Raw genomic sequence first — 15,080 nt, 5'->3', positions numbered from 1 at the left:
ATCGCCTGCGAGAGAAAGGAATGAAGGGGTGAATTACTGGATAATGCGGCTGCGGACAGGGCGCACGAGACGCTCGAGGTCCTTGACGTAGTTGGTGAGCCAGCCATCCTCGAAGTCCATGCCGTAGGCGTGGTAGGCTGAGGACTGCGTGCTCAGCCAGTGGAAGCGCTCCTCGCGCATAGCCACCACGCCTTCGGCCTTGGCCGCCATCAGCAACTGCCCTTCGAGGCAAGAAGGGATGTGGGCATCCAGCTCCAGGGCTTTCTTGGCAATCTCGCAGCCCGCCTCGGCCATGGCGACGGTGTTCGCGTAGCCGTCGCTGTAGCTGCTGGCGCCGGCGATCTCGACGCCATACTCACCCCAGACACCCTCGAATTCGTCGGATGGCAGGATCAGGGCTCGCTCCTGGCCATTGAGCCAGTAGCGGGCAGCGAAGACGCCGCCGAGCAGTGGTTGGCCCAGGGCGGGAAGGTCGGATGCGGCGATGACTTGCTGATTTGCTTGGGTCATGTGGTTCTCCAGGGTGATCGCCGCCCTCCATGGCTGGATGCGGTCGTGTGGTTGGTTCAGTTCAGAATGTCGAGTTGTGCTGCGTTACACTGCTGCTCACCATGCGGGAGGGGCTTTGGCGCTTCGATTTCGTCGCCAGGGTTTCGCCTGATCTCTGCCCGAGTGGCTGCAGCGAACCGTCGCGCTAGTTTTGGTGACACCTTGAAAGCTGGCGCGTCAGGCCGTTTCAAGCGTCGCTTCTGTTCTGGGCGGTCAGCAGCAATGAAAGACCGGTGCAGGTCCTGCAGCAGCTCCTGCAGCTGGGTGTAGCCGTGAGCCTTCATCGCCTTGGCCAGCTCCGCGCGCGTCCCGGCTGCCGACTCCACCGGTAGGATCTCGATGCCCAGGCGCTTGGCCTCGGCCTTCTTCCTGCCGCGGTAATCCGCCGAGTGCTTCGCCGCACCCGTCTTCTTCTCGGCCATGACCGACACCTCCCAAGCCGCTGGGCGGCAAAGTGATCTGCTGCTGGCGCCGGCCATGCCGCGCGCGGTTGAGTACTCGCCGGATCATGCCGACCCGCCGAGGGTGATGCCGTTTTCTTGGGCTATCAGCCTGATGCGCGTATGGCTGGTCTTCATCGCCTCGCCGATCTCCTGGGCGTTCAGGCCCTGGGCTGCCAGCTCTCGCACCATGGGCGCCGCTGCGTCACGCGCGGCGCGCTGCTTGCGCTGGTGCGGGCTCTTCATGACGCAGCCTTCGCCACTCACGCCGGAAGGGATCGCAGCGGGGCGCCGGCCTGCCGCGAAGAACTGGTCGATCTGCGCGCCGAGGTCGGCCATCACCTGCAGCCGTGGGTCGGGGATAGGGCTGCCGATGTTCATTGGCGGCCCGCCTTGCGATCAGCTGCGGCTTCCAGCGCCTGGGCGGTGTTGACCGCAACCTTGTAGTTGAAGCAGAACACCCGGGTCTTGCCCGTGGCGCGCTCGATGATGTGGTAGGCCTTGCCCTTGGCGACGACCTGGTAGCGTACCGACTGGACAGGCGCGGCCAGGCCCAGGATGACGTGCAGGTTTGCCGGCGGCAGGGTGGTTCGTGCACGCATCGCGGCCAGGCCGTCGACGCGCTGCTGCATGGATGGGTGCATGGGGATCTCCAAGGGACGGGCAAGAAAAAGCCCGGCGTACCGGGCTGGCTCAGTAAGTACCACCTCACGTGAGCTACCGAGGCCGCATTTGGCGGTCCGGCAAGGGCTGGCGGTTACATGGCGGCATCCTCCGTTGTTCGCCACTGGGAAGGCAGTGGCCACCTATGAGTGCAGTTCCACGCTCTCAGCGCGTCGCAGCACGCGAACCTGGGCGATGCGTCGTTCAGATGCCCGGCGGTCGCGCCGCATTGGGTCGCCACCACCGGCGGCAAGTGAGTGCATCGCGATCAGCGCGACGAGAACAAAGCACATCGGGCTGATGATCTGGCGCTTCATGGCCTCGGCGACCAGGGCGGCGCGGCGGTGTACGCCAAGCTTGAACATGGCGTTTTCGATGCGGTTGGCGACGGTGCCGGGCGAGATCTTCATTACGCGGGCAATCTCTTTGGCGGTCATGCCCTGGGCAACAGCCAGTAGCGCTTCCAGCTCTCGCGGAGCAAGGCCCTGTCCGAGCCGGCCAGTCCATGAGCCGCAGGTGATCGTGTCCATGATTTATCTCGGTAGGGCGCCGTCCAGGGCTTTGCGTAGCTCAAGAACAAGCGCGGTAGGTAGGGTGAGGGATCTACTGTCTTCGTCGACTGCACCGAGCGATGCAATCAAGTTGCGCGAGGCCGCGTGTACTGCTTCAAGGCGGGGCTTCGGAATCGTCGGGCCCTTCATCGTGCCCGCCGTGACCTTCTTCTTGCCGCTGGCCTGGGCCTTTTCCAGCTCGGCGCCGAGCACCTTGCCGGCACCGTCGCCGTGCTCTCGAACCACCTGGGCGGCTGTCGTGGCCGACACATGGCCAGCAGCAACTAGGTTCTGCACGTCTGTGTTCGCGTTGCCTACGGTGAGCACCTGCTCAACGTGCTGTCGCGTCTTGCCGACTTTCTTGGCGATCTGCTCGGGCAACCACCCGAAGGCGCGCAACCGCTTATAGCCCTCGGCCAGCTCAAGAGGCGAGAGCTTCTCGTTCTCCTGGCTGGAAATGATCCGAGCAACGCGGTCGGCATCACTGCCTTCGAACGCGATCACAGGCACCCAGGCCTCGAGGATTTCGGGGTTGTCCTTGCTGGGCGTTCGAGGCAGCCGTCCAGCTTGGTCTAGCTTGAGCATGGCCCGTCGGCGGCGGTGACCATCTACGATCCAGACCCCGCCATCAGTCCGCGGTCGCACTTCAAGGGGCGGGATCTGGCCGCCGTTGGCGATGAACTCGGCCAGCAGCTCAATGCTTGCTTCGAGGGCTTCACCCTCAATGCGCAGGTTGAAGCCGGGTTCCTCGTTGAGGTCTTCCAGCTTCACCCGCATGGCGTCTGCGCGGCGCACATCGCCATCCTTGATCATTTGCTTGAATGACTTGGTCATGCAATTAACTTCCGTAAGGGTGGGCTGCATTGGTCGTAACGCTCGCCGCCATGAACCTCCCGGACTAGGGGAGGGCGAGCGTCACGACCAATGCAGCCTGGTGCTGGGGAGTAGAGCATCGGGCCGCCTTTGCGGCTGTCAGGGAATCAGTTAGAAAGGCCGGCTGGAATCTTCGTCAATACCTCATCAACCAAGATTCGAGCCTTTTCGCGGTCAACCATGGCAAACGCTTTTTCAGCCTTTAGCCATTCACCCTCCTGCTCATCAGGCTTGAAGGTCATTGCGATGGAGCAGACGCCCAGCCCGTCAGGTACAAAGTAGGTCCGCACCTCGGGTCCATCATCGCCATCGTCAAGCTTGACCAGCACCTGGCCTATGTCGGTGAACTCGAAGAGCTTTGCAAACTGGCTCATCTATTTGCCCTCCAGGGCGGTTAATTTCCCGTCTGGCCCTGTCGCCAAGGCCAGCCAGTGAAATCTGTTGTCCGCACCATGCGCGTCACCGCGGCTATCCCCACCTGGCCGGGTCACACATTTCGTGTTCGGTGTTCTTCCCGGCTGGCTTGCATGGTTTGGCGTCCTCCCATGAGGGGGGTCCGGCAGCTATCCAGAGGCTGCGTGGTCGACGGTTTAGCTTGGTTGCCACCGGCGGCTGCCGGTACGTCGAGGGGTCACGTCGGATTGTGTAAAGAGCGGTGAGGCTTGATGGCCTCCCGAGGGGCTGTGTAGCGCCTCGATGAACATAAATTAGCAACAGCTAAATTTATCGTCAATAGCAAATGCTAAATGAATTTTTCGCACGTACTCCGCCCGGCCCAAGCCAGGGGCTAAACATCTCGCGCATCAGGGGTTTTACATTCTGCTAATTCTGGGTATTCTTTTCGCCAATACTGTACATGCATACAGCAATCAAGGAGTGAACGATGGCTCGCCCACAAAAACAGAAGCAGCAAGAACGCACGCCAATGTCGGGAGTTGAAAGGCTCAACCTAAGGGTGTCGAGCATGATCAATCACCCAGTTGCTCAAGATCAGCGCTGGGTAACGATTCACCGGCTGGATACAGACGGCGATCGAGAGTGGGACGAGGTAATGACCGTGCTTTCGGAAACTGACGGGATCGAAATGACGATCAACGACGAGGACGAGTCGGTGACATTGAGGTGGGAGGCGCCATCTGACGAAGACCTCAGAGTAGAGGTGATCGACGAATTTTTGGCCGTTGAAGAGCCAGCGCCGTTCTAATGGCCCACAAAAAAAGCCCGCTCAACGGCGGGCCTAGGGTGGTGATGGCGCTCTGTTACAATCGGCGCACTCAAAAAATGGAGCTGGGAATGAAGCGGATCATCGCAATAGCTGCAGTAGCCTTTGCCCTTGGCGGCTGCGCGTCTGGATCGGTATGGAAAGCCACAGGGTCCACGGACGAGTTCACCGACAAGACGACCATGATGGTGACCACCGGAAACTTCACTGCTGGGAGCTCGATCGTCACAAGCTCGCTGAAGTTTTACCCGGTGGTGCGAAAGGAAGGGGGAGAAATTTACGTCGGCCTGATGTCGGGCGGACGCTTCAAGATCCCGGTTGGAACTGTACAGCTCAGGGTCGACCAGAATGAGGCGTGGACGATCACCCCGCAGGAGACGCCAGTAAGCATGGTTCCCGAAATTCCGCAGGTTGCCTTGAACCTCCCGCCAGAGCAGGCTGCGCTTGTCAAAAGCGCTCAGGCACAGGCGATGACGAATATGGCTCAAGTGATGAGCCCATATACCGTTACGGGCGGCGACAAGGCCCGAAAGATCCTCAAGCAGATGCTTTTAGGGCAAACCCTCAAGTATCGGACTGTCGGGATCAACCAGGCCGCATCCACAACAGGCGAGACGCTGATTGATCAATCCCTGGCTGATTCGCTCAGGCTGATCGGTATCGACCCGACCTCTTTGTAAGTCAGGCAGCAAAAAGCCCGCACAAGGCGGGCTCCTGTTCCTGGCTTTACCTACTGAGAGAACTTGATCTCGGTGGCCAATGCCTCCTTGGCTGCGGCGTATTCCGCCTTGGCACGGAGGTCTGTTCGACTATAGGGGCTCATAGTCGAAAGGTACGCCGACCACTTGGCATACAGGTCCTTCGCCAGATCGGCCTGTTTTGCGCTGACCTTTGCGGCCCTCAGTCTGGCAATTGCTGCGTCCCCCTCAGATCTCGCGTGCTTGTTGCAGTCGAGCAGTGACTGACTGTACTCGGCGATCCCTTGTGGATTCCTGTAGCGCACGGCGTAGCTTCCAGTCTCCGCATCCAGGGCGCATTGGAAGATAGGAATGTCGAGCTGACGAGCAAAGTTGGTAGCCTCGGGGAGCTTGTCGTCGTGCTTGAACTCAATAGGCTTAAAAACGTGCGGCGCCTTCTTCGCTGGAGCGGCGGCGTACTGCGATGATGAGGGCTGAATTGGGGCGCAACCTGCGAGCAAAGACGCAGACAGCATGAAGGCGGTGATCGTATAGCGCATGGCTCTCTCCTTGAGGACAGTCGCCATCCTACCACTCTGGCCATGCGCCATCACGCAGGCGTAAAAAAGCCCGCAAGGGGAGTGCGGGCGAACGTAGGGATTCGGATGAGACTTCACTGTGCCGGGTAGGGCGTGAAAAAAGCGTGAAGACATGAAAAAGCCCACCGAGGCGGGCCTAATCACATCGCTGTGGACTACTTTTCTTTTGACTGCAGAGCAGCCAGCTTTTTTCCAAGCTGCTTGTTGCGTTGGGCCCGCTCAGAAACCTTGTTCTTGAAATCGGCAAGCTCTCTGCTCTCATTCAAAATGAGGAATAGGCTTGCCATGCTCACGCCCAAGCTAGCGCCCGTAAAAATCGTTATGGAATGATAAATCTTCCAGTTGCCGGTCGAAAACAGCAAGCCAAAACCAATAATCAGCGCGGAGAGCGCGTAGAAGAGTATGGCGAACTGAATTTGCCGAAGCTTTGCACCCACCGTCTCGGTCACCCTGCGGCGCTCGCTCGCCGTGATTCCCTTTATTTCCCGGAGGCCGTTGAAGTTGACCCACAATTGAGTAGCAAATGTCAGAGGGATTAGAAACACTGAAATCAGCCCCCACTGAACGGATGGGGGGGATGTCTGGTCGAGCGACGAGATAATGTAATGAGCAAGAATTCCACCCATAGCGGCACAAAGCAGCACCGCCAATGTGCCGCCTCCTGTCCATCCGCCTTGGTTTCTCATTTCATAGATCGTCCGCAGTTATTGCCGTGTCAGCGTCTCCTTGTCGGAGCTTGCCGACCAACCAGCCATGCATTTTATGATACAGAATGCCCTCGTCCAACAGCCCATTTACCAATTTTGTAACTGAGATTGGGCCAGAAAGACGGAGGTCTCCCCCTTTGAGCTCCCCGCCGCCGGCCAGTTCAACCCTTACGTCAGCATCTTCAGCGTGCCGAAGAGAGGTGGCGATGTTATCTATCACCACCTGGCCTACTCTGGTCGTCTGCCTCAGGTAGGTGATTTCGAGGCTGACCTTGAGATTAGCATCGTCTAGGTCCTCTTCCAGCTCGAGCCTGTTAAACCAATCTGCGCCCATCGCAGCTTTGATTACATCACCTGCGAAGCCTGTTGGGAAAAACCTTACCCTCCGGGCATTGACTTCCGTCTCTTCTTGCGGCTGCCGTGGCGTCGCTGGGCGGTGGCCTTCCGGGACATCCTGAGCCGTGACAATAGGGGCGCCAATCTGGATTTTCTTTACAGGGGCCCTGGCAATGCGCTCATACGTTTCCTGTGACGGCTGATCTTGCAGGATGATCGCTGTTCCAATCTCCACGCCGCCAAAGCTGCCTATAAGCCAGCCAAGGTGCGCCTCGAGCTCGCGGGCACGCAACTGGCTAGACTGAAGGACGACAATGTGGTTTTCAAAAACGCCGAAATAGAGAAATGAGTCGACGAATTCGCGGCGATGCCGCTCTCTGTCGACAGGGCCTTCGATATTGTTCAAGGCCTCATTTGTTAGCGCATCCAGCGCATACGAGTCCGCGTCATCGTTCAGAGTAATATAAGCTTGGCTTCGACCAGGCTCGAAGTAGATCATCTGGCAAAAAAGCATGCCGCTGTAGTCGCGCTTATGATTGACCACTCGAAAACTAGCAGTATCTGCGTTAACGATTTCCTTTCGATGCCCCACTCTGTGGGCCGGGCTTTCGTCTGCGAAGACCCGCGTAAGAATCTCTTGGAGATTACCGCCCCCAGTGATCACCGCGCGCTTGTAATGGATGGTTTTTGTTACGGTCTCCGCCATTCCCCTCTCCCCGGTAAAGCAGAAATTACAGCTTCTATGGTTGTGCTGCCTGGTGAAATCTAGCTTTTTATGTAATTGCCGTTCCGCTCAATCCTTCCAGCCTTCACCTCGTCCCCATAAGTCGACAGCCGATCCTCCCCAGCCTGCATCACCTGGCAGATCCTGATCACTGCCTGGGCGTCATGCTCGTTTCCGGCCTGGCTCAGTCGCTCGGCAATGCGCATCAGCTCGACCGCCGACCATTTCAAGTCAGATGCCAGGCCCTGGAGATCGCGGCGTAGCTCTTGGTTGGGCCTGGTTAGGGGCATGACTAGGCTTTCCTGGCGTTCCAGATGAGTAGCACTTTCGCGTGAATGGTCACGTCATCGATCCGCGCCGTCTGGTTCTCGTAGTGCTGGTTGTCGGAGATCAGACGATAGTGCTCTTCGTCTAGGCGCATCATCCGCTTTATGTACAGATCCTGATGCCAGGTCATTACGTAAATACCCTCGCCAATGAAGTCCTTCACACCCTTGTCGACGATGACCAAGTCCTTGTCGTTGATCGTTCCTTCCATGCTCTGACCCCATCCGGTGATCATCGCCAGAGATGCTGCAGAGGTGTAGGTAACACCTTTCTCGCGCAAGAGCTCCTCTCGCACAACCAGGTTGCGCACGGCCTCGTTGTATTCAGGCGGGAGCTGGCCGTCACCCATTGCAGCGCGAATGTCGTACTGAGGGATCAGGATCTCTTCATTCGTTGGACGAAGGCTGGCCAGATTCGCAGGAAGGTAGTCGGTCGGCTGACACTCTGGCTCTTCGGCCGCTGCGACTATCCGATCTCGCGCCTCGCTGGAAAACCCCTTCACCTTGGCGAGAGAGAGCTTCAACTGTTCGATAGCTGACAGCCCAGCGTTGGGTGAAGTGCTTTTTTCAAGCGCAGCAGGGTTGACCAGACTGCCGGAAGGCAGACCAATCTTCTCTTCCAAATTCGCCGCAGCTTTTTCACCGAGGTTTCTGTGCCCATTGAGGATCTGCGACAGATACGAGGCATCAAGCCCGTGCTGATTGGCGAAGTCTTTCTGAGATGCCCCGGCCATCACGGCTTTCAGGGCATTCACTCTCTGTTGGTTTATATCCATTTGCCAATAATCGCGCCCTGTTAGCAATCAGTAAATTACAGTCTGCTATTGCTTGCGGTATTAGCAGTTGCTAATCTGGCAGCAATAGGAGGCGCATTATGACCCTGCACGACTACATCAAGCCGTTCGACAAGCAAGAGCTGGACAGTTTCGCTGCCAGGTGCGGAACCACAGCGGGCCAGTTGAAGCAGGTTGCATATGGCTATCGACGCCCAGGTGCAGCACTGGCCATCAGCATCGAGCGCGAATCCTCGCGCGCGGTTACCTGCGAAGAAATGCGCCCGGATATCGACTGGGCATATCTGCGTAGCACCGACCCCACTAAATCCGCCGCTTAACCCATTTCAATCGCAAGGAGCAGTACCCGTATGGCGCGCGACGAGCGCGGCCGTTGCACAGCCATGACAGGGTCAACTGAGTCAATTATCCACCCACTGGCACACCGCCAGTAGATGACCAAAACACCTGTGAATTTAACCAGTAGAGGGAATGCCGAATGAAGCCTTGCACGATGCTGGCGCTTGCTGGCCGCAAGTCAGCGCTGTCGACCGAGCTTTTCCTCCAGGCCGAGGATGGCCTGGAAGAAGCATTCATCGAGCTGTGGGGGCAGGGGACGTTGATTGGTTACGCAAGGCTTGCTCGCGTTCGTAGCGCCGATGAGTTCAGGGCTGGCCACCCAGTAGCAACGTTTGAATTAGCGGAACTGCTTTCGGCACGTTCTCCATGCCCAGGTCCACTAGTTTCGTTATCAGCTGTTTTGTGGTGTCGCCGGGAGCTTCTCGAAGGGCCTTCAGGATCCCGCTTTTCTTATCCGGAGGAAGGTCAGACGCCTGGACCTTCGCCTCAATCAGCTGGCGGAGCGTCTCCTCGTGAAGCTTGATGGTCACCGTCCCGAGTATTGCCCCAAGGCCCCCGTCGTCCGCCAAGAAGTCCATCCCCTTGGCCGTGCACCGAAGCTTGTCGGTGTTGATCAGGACTGGACCATTGATGGGCAGAGAGACCCCCTGGTCGATGAGCCCGTGCTCCATCAAGTAGTAAAGGTTGGAGTCCAGAGCTTCCTCGCCACAGGTCTCGACGAGGTCATCGTAGTCCTCTTCCGAAAGGCTGTGAGGATATTTGCTCGCCATGAGCGTCAACACGCGGCGCTGCAACTCTCTATCAAGCTTCATGCATGAGGTCTCCATGACCATGGGGGCTGCGATCAACTCAGGAATGTCGCGAGTTTCTGAAAGTTTCAACCCGTCCAAATAGCGGGCATAAAAAAACCGCCTGGCAGGGCGGTCTCTTCAACATCATAACGGGGTCGATTATGCACATAGCAATCGATGTAAGCAATACCAGTCCTATCGCGTCAGGTTTCGATTTATCCGTGAATCTGTCGCGTCAGTGTGCGGGCTATCAAGTCCGGGCAGTGGTATAGCCATGCAGTTCACCATTCACATTAATCAGTCGCTTGCCGTGGAGTGGGGCTTGAATGCTCAGCAAGCACTGCTCTTTGCGTTCGTCTACGAGTGCCCAAGCTGGGCCAAGCCGGTCAAGACGGATGCCGGGATTTACTTTGCGCTGAGCAAGGCCAAAATCGTCGAAGAGCTGCCTCTGCTGACCGATAAACCTGATACCGCATACCGCCTTCTCAGGGCCCTCAATGCAGCGGGCCTGATCGAGTTGTCCAGTACTTCCAGCATCACGCTGGTGCGACTGACAGAGAAGGGTAAAGCGTGGAACCGCAAGCTCGATGGGTCGGAAAAATATCCGAACTCTCAGCCCTTTAATGGTCGGAAAAAAATCCGATCAACCTCGGAAAAATCTCCGAGCAAGGTCGGAAAAAAATCCGATTCAGGGTCGGAAAAATCTCCGACAAATCAAGGTACCAGTAATCAGGATACCAATCAGCAGCAGCCGCGCGATTTGGCCGAGGTGATCGAGCAGCAGGATCGCAAGGCCATTGAGCCGCAGGAAGACCGCCAGCGCTTCGCCATGTTCGCCGAGTGGAATCCACCCACCAACCTGGTTACCGCCCAGCTGAAATTGGCCGGCCTGACCTTTGAGGCTCTGACGGAGGAAGCGCTCCAGAGCTTCCTGGGCTACTACATCGCCAAGCCGCAGGTGTTCGACAGCAACGGCGGCTGGTGCTTCCGCCTGGCCAAGTGGGTCAAGACCGAAAAAGCCAAGGGCGCAGCTGCGCACGAAGAGGCCGGTACCGACTGGACCAAGAAGGGGGTTCGAGTATGACAGCCACCAACGTCCGCCAGCTGTTGGCCGAACGCCGAACCGATCCGACCTATCAGCCTCCGGTAGAGCCGGGAGCGATGCCGATCGATCCGGCAACCCGACAGGTGATCGAAGACCTGTTTCTTCGGCTACGTGGAGCCTGCGGCGCCTGGCGCCAATCCTGGCCAACTCCTGCGGTGATGGACGCGGCCAAGCTGGAATGGCTCGGCGAGTTTATGCGCTCGGGCATCACCCGTCTGGAGCAGATCGATCACGGCATGCGCGTGCTGAGTGCCAACAAGTCGGCATTCATCCCGGCGCCTGGCGTGTTTGTGAGCTGGTGTTTCGCTCCCGAAGGCCTTGGCTTGCCCGGCGTCGAGAAGGCCTATGCCCAGGGTCTGCGCAACTGCCACCCGGCAATGCGCGCATCAGCGAAGTGGATGCATCCAGCTGTCTACCACGCGACTGCTGCGACTGGCTTCCACAGCCTGCCACTGATGTCGCGTGAGCTCGGGCTGGCCTGCTTCGAGAAGCACTATCTTGTGCAGTGCCGGAAGATCTGGCAAGGCGAGAGCCTTGGCCCGGTACCGGTTGCCGAGCTCGCTGCACCGGCCGCTCCGCGCTCGCTGGATGTTGGCCGCGCCGCGCTTGACGCGCTGCGCTCCGCCCGGGGAGGTCGGTCATGACTCATTCAATGTTGGCCGCGCCTGACCTCGCAGAGTACCGCTGGGCGCTCTATGCCTGCGGGCATCTGCTCGACCTCACCAATGAGCCACACCCGCCCGTGGGCCTGTATCGCGACGAGCAGTCGGCGAGGCTGCACGGCCTGCGCATGTGGCCCAGCACTTTTACCGTCATCGATCTGCACAAGGACGACCTCTCATGAGGACTGCTCGCCTGTTTCCCGCCAAGACCGCGCCCAGCAAGCCGCGCGCCAAACCCGTGGACCGTGAAGGCCAAGAACAGGCCGCACTGATGCGCGAACTGCAGCTGCGCTTTCCGGCCGCATTCAAGCTGATCTACCACGTACCGAACGGCGGGCACCGAGTGAAAGCGGTCGCCGCCAAGCTGAAGGCCCAGGGCGTGAAGGCTGGCATTCCTGACCTGGTGCTGCCGATGGCGCGGGGTGGGCACTTCGGGCTGTACATCGAGTTCAAGGCCATGCCGCCGTTCGATGCGCCGGTCTCGGCCAGCCAGGACGCTTGCATTCAGGCGCTGACCGATCAGGGTTACCTGGCCATCGTGTGTCGTGGCCGGATCGATGCCGTTGAGGCGATCAGGGCCTACCTGTTGCAGCCGCAGACCCGGGTGGCTGCATGAGCGCGACCCGGGAAGTGAAGTTCAGCGAGGCCGAGGTGCGCCGTCAGGCCGCCGACATGTCGGTACGCGACCTGCGCGACGCGCGCCACCCCGGCCTGCGCCTGCGCTTCTGGAGCAGTCGTGACCGTGGTACTTGGCACCTGGTGCGCGGCAAGCACTGGGCGCCTATTGCTCGCTGGCCCGACCTCAGCGTTGCAGCGGTGCTGGCCGAGCTGCCTACGCTGCGTCAGCGCCTGATGCGCGACCCGGCGACCGCGCCTATTGCCTCGGGCATTGCCACTGTAGGGCAACTGCTCGACTGGTACGGCGATCGCATGGCTCGTGATCGGTCACTATCAGCCAAGCGCAAGGCCAGTGCCCGCTCGGCCATCGCCCAGCACCTGAAGCCGCGGCTGGATGACCTGGCCGTAGTCGATGTGACTGCCGACAGCCTGGACAAGCAGCTGATGTGGCCGAGCCAGGCCGTGGTGTCGCTGTCATACCTGCGCCAGATGTTCGCGCTACTGCTGACCGCGTTCCGCCAGGCTCTGCAACTGGGCCTGATTGAACGAAACCCCATGGCCGGGATGCGCTTCAGCGACTTCACCAAGGCCAAGATCCTGCCCAAGGCAGCGCGCTTGCGTGGCGTGCAGTTGCCGGAGCTGATTCGGCAGTTGGACCCGGCCTTCGAGCAGGCTCCCGGCGACGCCATGCTGGCCCTGATGATGCTGGCCCACGGAAGCAGGATCGGTGAGACCCGGCTGGCGCGCTGGAGCGATGTGTCCCTGGCCGCTGCCGAGTGGTTCATCCCCGCAGCCAACGCGAAGACCCGCACCGAGCACCGCTTGCCACTGACGGCCCAGCTGAAGGCGCTGCTGAGCCGGTACCGGGCCATCCAGCAGGCCGAGGGGTATGAGGGCGCCTACCTGTTCCCGAATCGTCGCGGTCAGCCGCTGAGCGAGACCCAGGCCAGCGCCGTGTTCACCCGGTTGGGGCAGGGGCAGTGGACCAGTCACGACCTACGCAAGGTCTCCCGCACCACCTGGACCGACCTCGGTATCGACGGGCACATCGGCGAGATGCTGCTGAACCACTCGCTGGGCAAGATCGCAAGCACCTACATCCACACCCAGGCCATGCAACAGCGCCGGGCGGCCCTGGAGAAGTGGCACGGCTGGTTAGACAGCATCGGTTTTTCGGCCATTCACGGCCTTACCGAGGCCTTATTTGAAGTTTCACAGGGTCGCGCGCAGCCCACGGTTGGCGGGGCTCCAAGCGGTATTGACGAATTTGTTATTAGCGAGGATTCGAAATGATCAATCAGGACATGTTCAAGCCGAGCATCAGCCTCTGGCAGCACTACGTGACGATCCTGGCCGTTGGCGGGATGGGGTTCGCGATGTCGCTTGATTCAGGGTGGATAGCCTTGATCGTCGTGGTGACGTTCTTCGGTGGCGCTGCCGTTGAGGGGTACGTGGATGCCCGTGGAGCTGGACGCGGATGAGAAAGAGCCACGGCCCAGCCTTCAAGAAGGTCGTGATCGAGCTGGACAAGTGCCCTTTGTGTCGTGGGAGAGCGGTCACTCAGGGCATGTTTCACGATCTGCCATGCGACCGCTGCAACGCCTCGGGCTGGGTAGCGGCTGCAACTGGCCAGGCCCTGGCCCTGGATGAGCTGGTGACCCAGCTCGGCATGAGGCTGCAGGCAGCGACACGGCAGATCGAACAGTTGAAGAAGTCTCGGGCCACTGGGCCGGAGGCTCTGTATCAGGATGGCAACCGGCTGGGCGCCGGCGGCACAAACTACACGGGCGATTGAGGGGAAGGGCATGATCTATAGCAGCGTATCGGGGGCGGTAGTCGCGGCATTGGCGGCTGGCGAGAAGGGATCAGCAAAGGGGCAGGCGTGGCAGAAGCTGTACAAAGCGGCGGAGGAAGAGGGCGGATGCTTGGCGTCGCTTGCTGGCCAGTCGGGAGGCGTCGACCAGGCCCAGATCGACTTCTGGGTGTCTGCGCGACTGCACCACATGCTCAAGCCGCAGCACTGGGATGCATTGATGGCGAAGTACAGCACGAACAAGGCGAAGAAGGTCCAGGCCATCACCCTGGTGCGGCCGCGCATTGCCAGCCCGGCCTCGCAGCTTTTCATCTACAAGGCGGTCACGGCCTGGGCAATCCCGAAGCTCAAGGGCGCTCGTCGTAAGCCGCCGCGTTCCGTGTCGGTTGAGATTCCTTTGGATGCCTCGGCCTGGCGTCGTGACGCTACCGTGAATGCTGCCGTTGCTGCTGGCCAAGCGGAAAAGAAACGCATCGAGGCGTTACAAGAGGGCGTGATCATCCTGCCGGACAGCTTCTACGACATGAACACCTGGGACCTCGATGCTACTCCGGAGTCGACGCGCCGCCGCTGGAGGGCTGAAATCAACGAGAAACTCGACGGCCTGGTGGATGACGCACTGGCTGATGTGAAAGTGATTCTGGAGGCTGAAGGGTTGCTGATGAAAGAGGCCGCGTGATTGCCTGTTGACATCAGTGAGCGACTGAGCGAAATTATCCCCATCCTGTCATTCCTGCGCGTTGCTGAGGAGTGGCACAAAAGCCCGGCCATTGTGCTGGGCTTTTTCGTTTCTGCAGATGACACGCCCAGGCAGCTGGGCTAAGTCGGTAGTGGCATCGATCAAAGCCGTGCGCTCCCTGATCGGTTACGCGATGAGAGGCTGGGGTACGCGACCCAGCGATCCAGCCCGTCAAGCCGGGTAAGCACCGGCCCTCTGCACCCTTGAAATCAAGCCCCGAGTTGCCCACACATTTCACTGAGCGCAGAATGCAGCTTTGAGTGAAGGAGCGTTCAGCATGGTGTTGCGTGGCATGGCGCAGATGCATTTCGATGACTTGGCTGAGAGGTTCCAAGATCTGGTTCGCACTTTCGGTGGCTCTGAACCGGTAGAGTTCGTATGGGTTGTGTTCTACCAAGGTCGGGTGTTTGGCGCTTATCCGCTCGCAGAGCAGGCCCTTGTGAAGATCACCGAAATTGAGCACTGCATCAGCGTTGATGAAGTTCCCGCCCCGCAGGCGTGAAACCCTATCTGCACTGAGCTTTTACGGTTTACCAGTGACGCGCGCCCCCA

25 protein-coding genes are annotated in these 15,080 nt (G+C 59.5%); 12 read left to right on the top strand and 13 right to left on the bottom strand.

Annotation, left to right across the window (positions count from 1 at the left end; translation table 11 throughout):
* Positions 1–33: 33 nt before the first annotated feature.
* The 7 genes from V9K84_RS12115 to V9K84_RS12085 form a co-directional block, all read right to left on the bottom strand.
* Complete coding sequence (locus V9K84_RS12115) at positions 34–510, bottom strand: hypothetical protein (RefSeq protein ID WP_338794388.1); 477 nt, start codon at positions 508–510, stop codon at positions 34–36.
* 56 nt (positions 511–566) lie between these two features.
* Positions 567–971 carry a hypothetical protein gene (locus tag V9K84_RS12110; protein ID WP_338794387.1) on the bottom strand — a complete coding sequence of 135 codons (405 nt, stop codon included), beginning with the start codon at positions 969–971 and terminating at the stop codon, positions 567–569.
* An 84-nt stretch (positions 972–1,055) separates the two neighbouring features.
* Complete coding sequence (locus tag V9K84_RS12105) at positions 1,056–1,370, bottom strand: hypothetical protein (RefSeq protein WP_338794386.1); 315 nt, start codon at positions 1,368–1,370, stop codon at positions 1,056–1,058.
* Positions 1,367–1,633, bottom strand: coding sequence for a hypothetical protein (locus tag V9K84_RS12100; protein WP_338794385.1), 267 nt, complete (start codon positions 1,631–1,633; stop codon positions 1,367–1,369). The genes V9K84_RS12105 and V9K84_RS12100 overlap by 4 nt, the downstream gene beginning before the upstream one ends.
* A 162-nt stretch (positions 1,634–1,795) precedes the next feature.
* Positions 1,796–2,182: a helix-turn-helix transcriptional regulator gene (locus V9K84_RS12095; protein WP_338794384.1), complete on the bottom strand. Its 387-nt coding sequence runs from the start codon at positions 2,180–2,182 to the stop codon at positions 1,796–1,798.
* Between the two features lie 3 nt (positions 2,183–2,185).
* Complete coding sequence (locus tag V9K84_RS12090) at positions 2,186–3,037, bottom strand: ParB N-terminal domain-containing protein (protein ID WP_338794383.1); 852 nt, start codon at positions 3,035–3,037, stop codon at positions 2,186–2,188.
* 146 nt (positions 3,038–3,183) lie between these two features.
* Positions 3,184–3,450, bottom strand: a complete 267-nt coding sequence (locus V9K84_RS12085) for a hypothetical protein (protein ID WP_338794382.1) — start codon at positions 3,448–3,450, stop codon at positions 3,184–3,186.
* 509 nt (positions 3,451–3,959) lie between these two features.
* Here V9K84_RS12085 and V9K84_RS12080 point away from each other — a divergent pair.
* Complete coding sequence (locus tag V9K84_RS12080; RefSeq protein ID WP_338794381.1) at positions 3,960–4,280, top strand: DUF1654 domain-containing protein; 321 nt, start codon at positions 3,960–3,962, stop codon at positions 4,278–4,280.
* 89 nt (positions 4,281–4,369) lie between these two features.
* Positions 4,370–4,978: a hypothetical protein gene (locus tag V9K84_RS12075; protein ID WP_338794380.1), complete on the top strand. Its 609-nt coding sequence runs from the start codon at positions 4,370–4,372 to the stop codon at positions 4,976–4,978.
* Between the two features lie 50 nt (positions 4,979–5,028).
* On the opposite strand, the gene V9K84_RS12070 is transcribed toward V9K84_RS12075, so the two are convergent.
* From V9K84_RS12070 to V9K84_RS12050, 5 genes are all read right to left on the bottom strand, one after another.
* On the bottom strand, positions 5,029–5,535 hold the full coding sequence (locus V9K84_RS12070) for a hypothetical protein (RefSeq protein ID WP_338794379.1): 507 nt from the start codon (positions 5,533–5,535) through the stop codon (positions 5,029–5,031).
* Positions 5,536–5,729: 194 nt separating this feature from the next.
* Entirely contained in the window at positions 5,730–6,260 is a 531-nt protein-coding gene (locus tag V9K84_RS12065; RefSeq protein WP_338794378.1) for a hypothetical protein, read from the bottom strand.
* Between the two features lies 1 nt (position 6,261).
* On the bottom strand, positions 6,262–7,323 hold the full coding sequence (locus V9K84_RS12060; RefSeq protein ID WP_338794377.1) for a hypothetical protein: 1,062 nt from the start codon (positions 7,321–7,323) through the stop codon (positions 6,262–6,264).
* A gap of 59 nt (positions 7,324–7,382) precedes the next feature.
* The gene (locus V9K84_RS12055) at positions 7,383–7,631 is read right to left on the bottom strand and encodes a hypothetical protein (RefSeq protein ID WP_338794376.1); all 249 of its coding nucleotides are present in this window, start codon (positions 7,629–7,631) and stop codon (positions 7,383–7,385) included.
* A 2-nt stretch (positions 7,632–7,633) separates the two neighbouring features.
* Positions 7,634–8,443, bottom strand: a complete 810-nt coding sequence (locus V9K84_RS12050; RefSeq protein WP_338794375.1) for a S24 family peptidase — start codon at positions 8,441–8,443, stop codon at positions 7,634–7,636.
* Positions 8,444–8,541: 98 nt separating this feature from the next.
* On the opposite strand from V9K84_RS12050, the gene V9K84_RS12045 reads away from it, so the two are divergent.
* On the top strand, positions 8,542–8,781 hold the full coding sequence (locus tag V9K84_RS12045; RefSeq protein ID WP_338794374.1) for a YdaS family helix-turn-helix protein: 240 nt from the start codon (positions 8,542–8,544) through the stop codon (positions 8,779–8,781).
* Between the two features lie 324 nt (positions 8,782–9,105).
* Here the strand turns inward: V9K84_RS12045 and V9K84_RS12040 are convergent, their stop codons facing one another.
* The gene (locus tag V9K84_RS12040) at positions 9,106–9,612 is read right to left on the bottom strand and encodes a hypothetical protein (protein WP_338794373.1); all 507 of its coding nucleotides are present in this window, start codon (positions 9,610–9,612) and stop codon (positions 9,106–9,108) included.
* Positions 9,613–9,865: 253 nt separating this feature from the next.
* Here V9K84_RS12040 and V9K84_RS12035 point away from each other — a divergent pair, with 253 nt between their 5' ends.
* The 9 genes from V9K84_RS12035 to V9K84_RS11995 all read left to right on the top strand — a co-directional run bounded on the left by V9K84_RS12035 (position 9,866) and on the right by V9K84_RS11995 (position 15,030).
* The gene (locus tag V9K84_RS12035) at positions 9,866–10,675 is read left to right on the top strand and encodes a DnaT-like ssDNA-binding domain-containing protein (RefSeq protein ID WP_338794372.1); all 810 of its coding nucleotides are present in this window, start codon (positions 9,866–9,868) and stop codon (positions 10,673–10,675) included.
* Complete coding sequence (locus tag V9K84_RS12030) at positions 10,672–11,340, top strand: replication protein P (RefSeq protein WP_236176111.1); 669 nt, start codon at positions 10,672–10,674, stop codon at positions 11,338–11,340. Before V9K84_RS12035 ends, V9K84_RS12030 begins: the two co-directional genes overlap by 4 nt.
* Entirely contained in the window at positions 11,337–11,540 is a 204-nt protein-coding gene (locus V9K84_RS12025; RefSeq protein WP_338794371.1) for a hypothetical protein, read from the top strand. Before V9K84_RS12030 ends, V9K84_RS12025 begins: the two co-directional genes overlap by 4 nt.
* Positions 11,537–11,974: a VRR-NUC domain-containing protein gene (locus tag V9K84_RS12020; protein WP_338794370.1), complete on the top strand. Its 438-nt coding sequence runs from the start codon at positions 11,537–11,539 to the stop codon at positions 11,972–11,974. Before V9K84_RS12025 ends, V9K84_RS12020 begins: the two co-directional genes overlap by 4 nt.
* Positions 11,971–13,269 carry a site-specific integrase gene (locus V9K84_RS12015; RefSeq protein WP_338794369.1) on the top strand — a complete coding sequence of 433 codons (1,299 nt, stop codon included), beginning with the start codon at positions 11,971–11,973 and terminating at the stop codon, positions 13,267–13,269. The genes V9K84_RS12020 and V9K84_RS12015 overlap by 4 nt, the downstream gene beginning before the upstream one ends.
* Positions 13,266–13,457 carry a hypothetical protein gene (locus tag V9K84_RS12010; protein ID WP_229589034.1) on the top strand — a complete coding sequence of 64 codons (192 nt, stop codon included), beginning with the start codon at positions 13,266–13,268 and terminating at the stop codon, positions 13,455–13,457. The genes V9K84_RS12015 and V9K84_RS12010 overlap by 4 nt, the downstream gene beginning before the upstream one ends.
* Positions 13,454–13,771, top strand: coding sequence for a hypothetical protein (locus V9K84_RS12005; protein ID WP_229589033.1), 318 nt, complete (start codon positions 13,454–13,456; stop codon positions 13,769–13,771). Before V9K84_RS12010 ends, V9K84_RS12005 begins: the two co-directional genes overlap by 4 nt.
* 10 nt (positions 13,772–13,781) lie before the next feature.
* A complete protein-coding gene (locus V9K84_RS12000; protein ID WP_229589032.1) occupies positions 13,782–14,468 on the top strand; it encodes a hypothetical protein in 687 nt (228 codons plus the stop codon).
* A 337-nt stretch (positions 14,469–14,805) separates the two neighbouring features.
* Positions 14,806–15,030 (top strand): hypothetical protein, encoded by a 225-nt coding sequence (locus V9K84_RS11995; RefSeq protein ID WP_054915224.1) that lies wholly within the window; start codon positions 14,806–14,808, stop codon positions 15,028–15,030.
* Positions 15,031–15,080 lie beyond the last annotated feature (50 nt).

Source organism: Pseudomonas sp. AE27, from assembly GCF_037113495.1.
Classification (GTDB): Bacteria; Pseudomonadota; Gammaproteobacteria; order Pseudomonadales; family Pseudomonadaceae; genus Aquipseudomonas; species Aquipseudomonas palmensis.
Note: the sequence above shows the minus strand (reverse complement) of the source record. Positions and strands in the feature narration are given on the sequence as shown.

Excerpts from the sequence above, each read along its gene's own strand:
- V9K84_RS12065 (WP_338794378.1), bottom strand. The coding sequence starts at position 6,260 with ATGAGAAACCAAGGCGGATGGACAGGAGGCGGCACATTGGCGGTGCTG.
- V9K84_RS12010 (WP_229589034.1), top strand. The coding sequence starts at position 13,266 with ATGATCAATCAGGACATGTTCAAGCCGAGCATCAGCCTCTGGCAGCAC.
- V9K84_RS12015 (WP_338794369.1), top strand. The coding sequence starts at position 11,971 with ATGAGCGCGACCCGGGAAGTGAAGTTCAGCGAGGCCGAGGTGCGCCGT.
- V9K84_RS12030 (WP_236176111.1), top strand. The coding sequence starts at position 10,672 with ATGACAGCCACCAACGTCCGCCAGCTGTTGGCCGAACGCCGAACCGAT.
- V9K84_RS12025 (WP_338794371.1), top strand. The coding sequence starts at position 11,337 with ATGACTCATTCAATGTTGGCCGCGCCTGACCTCGCAGAGTACCGCTGG.
- V9K84_RS12085 (WP_338794382.1), bottom strand. The coding sequence starts at position 3,450 with ATGAGCCAGTTTGCAAAGCTCTTCGAGTTCACCGACATAGGCCAGGTG.
- V9K84_RS12020 (WP_338794370.1), top strand. The coding sequence starts at position 11,537 with ATGAGGACTGCTCGCCTGTTTCCCGCCAAGACCGCGCCCAGCAAGCCG.
- V9K84_RS12005 (WP_229589033.1), top strand. The coding sequence starts at position 13,454 with ATGAGAAAGAGCCACGGCCCAGCCTTCAAGAAGGTCGTGATCGAGCTG.
- V9K84_RS12100 (WP_338794385.1), bottom strand. The coding sequence starts at position 1,633 with ATGCACCCATCCATGCAGCAGCGCGTCGACGGCCTGGCCGCGATGCGT.
- V9K84_RS12050 (WP_338794375.1), bottom strand. The coding sequence starts at position 8,443 with ATGGATATAAACCAACAGAGAGTGAATGCCCTGAAAGCCGTGATGGCC.
- V9K84_RS12110 (WP_338794387.1), bottom strand. The coding sequence starts at position 971 with ATGGCCGAGAAGAAGACGGGTGCGGCGAAGCACTCGGCGGATTACCGC.
- V9K84_RS12035 (WP_338794372.1), top strand. The coding sequence starts at position 9,866 with ATGCAGTTCACCATTCACATTAATCAGTCGCTTGCCGTGGAGTGGGGC.
- V9K84_RS12105 (WP_338794386.1), bottom strand. The coding sequence starts at position 1,370 with ATGAACATCGGCAGCCCTATCCCCGACCCACGGCTGCAGGTGATGGCC.
- V9K84_RS12000 (WP_229589032.1), top strand. The coding sequence starts at position 13,782 with ATGATCTATAGCAGCGTATCGGGGGCGGTAGTCGCGGCATTGGCGGCT.
- V9K84_RS12070 (WP_338794379.1), bottom strand. The coding sequence starts at position 5,535 with ATGCGCTATACGATCACCGCCTTCATGCTGTCTGCGTCTTTGCTCGCA.
- V9K84_RS12075 (WP_338794380.1), top strand. The coding sequence starts at position 4,370 with ATGAAGCGGATCATCGCAATAGCTGCAGTAGCCTTTGCCCTTGGCGGC.
- V9K84_RS12095 (WP_338794384.1), bottom strand. The coding sequence starts at position 2,182 with ATGGACACGATCACCTGCGGCTCATGGACTGGCCGGCTCGGACAGGGC.
- V9K84_RS12040 (WP_338794373.1), bottom strand. The coding sequence starts at position 9,612 with ATGAAGCTTGATAGAGAGTTGCAGCGCCGCGTGTTGACGCTCATGGCG.
- V9K84_RS12055 (WP_338794376.1), bottom strand. The coding sequence starts at position 7,631 with ATGCCCCTAACCAGGCCCAACCAAGAGCTACGCCGCGATCTCCAGGGC.
- V9K84_RS12080 (WP_338794381.1), top strand. The coding sequence starts at position 3,960 with ATGGCTCGCCCACAAAAACAGAAGCAGCAAGAACGCACGCCAATGTCG.
- V9K84_RS11995 (WP_054915224.1), top strand. The coding sequence starts at position 14,806 with ATGGTGTTGCGTGGCATGGCGCAGATGCATTTCGATGACTTGGCTGAG.
- V9K84_RS12045 (WP_338794374.1), top strand. The coding sequence starts at position 8,542 with ATGACCCTGCACGACTACATCAAGCCGTTCGACAAGCAAGAGCTGGAC.
- V9K84_RS12115 (WP_338794388.1), bottom strand. The coding sequence starts at position 510 with ATGACCCAAGCAAATCAGCAAGTCATCGCCGCATCCGACCTTCCCGCC.
- V9K84_RS12060 (WP_338794377.1), bottom strand. The coding sequence starts at position 7,323 with ATGGCGGAGACCGTAACAAAAACCATCCATTACAAGCGCGCGGTGATC.
- V9K84_RS12090 (WP_338794383.1), bottom strand. The coding sequence starts at position 3,037 with ATGACCAAGTCATTCAAGCAAATGATCAAGGATGGCGATGTGCGCCGC.